Here is a 577-nt window from a genome sequence, read left to right as displayed (position 1 = left end):
AAGTCCTGCAACATTACCATTAAACTCTCCGGAATATGTTAGTAATATTATTGCACCACCTAAAGCTGCCATTCCTCCTGACACCATAACTCCTATATATCTCATTTTGAAAACACTTATACCAGCAGCTGCTGCCGCTTGTGGATGTTCTCCACATGATCTTAATCTTAATCCAAAACTTGTTTTATATAATAAGAAAGTACTAACAATTAAGATTATTATTACAAGCCATGTAGTTGCATATGTTTTAGTAAAGAATAGTGGTCCTATTACTGGAATACTAGATAATATAGGAATATCCTTTGGTATAAATCCTGCTGTAACTCTTATATTACCACTTCCTGTAATGTTTCTAGCTAAGAATACTGTTAATGCTCCAGCTATCATATTTATTGCTGTACCACTAATTACTTGATTTGCGTTTAAGTTTATACTTGCAAAAGCATGTAATAATGAAAATAAAACTCCTACTAATGTCGCTACTAATAAACCTATCCATAAAGCTCCTGCTACTCCATTTGCTTGTAGCTTTGAAACTGTTAATGCTCCTGCAAATGAACCTATTATCATAAGTCCA

General features: G+C 33.3%; 1 protein-coding gene. It reads right to left on the bottom strand.

Annotated elements, in window-relative coordinates; all coding sequences use genetic code 11:
* Positions 1-577 (bottom strand): ABC transporter permease (locus ABDZ60_RS18550; RefSeq protein WP_343780237.1); only part of this gene is annotated, 577 nt, incomplete at both ends.

Source organism: Clostridium sartagoforme, from assembly GCF_039521405.1.
In the GTDB taxonomy this organism is placed as follows: Bacteria; Bacillota; Clostridia; order Clostridiales; family Clostridiaceae; genus Clostridium; species Clostridium sartagoforme.
Note: the sequence above shows the minus strand (reverse complement) of the source record. Positions and strands in the feature narration are given on the sequence as shown.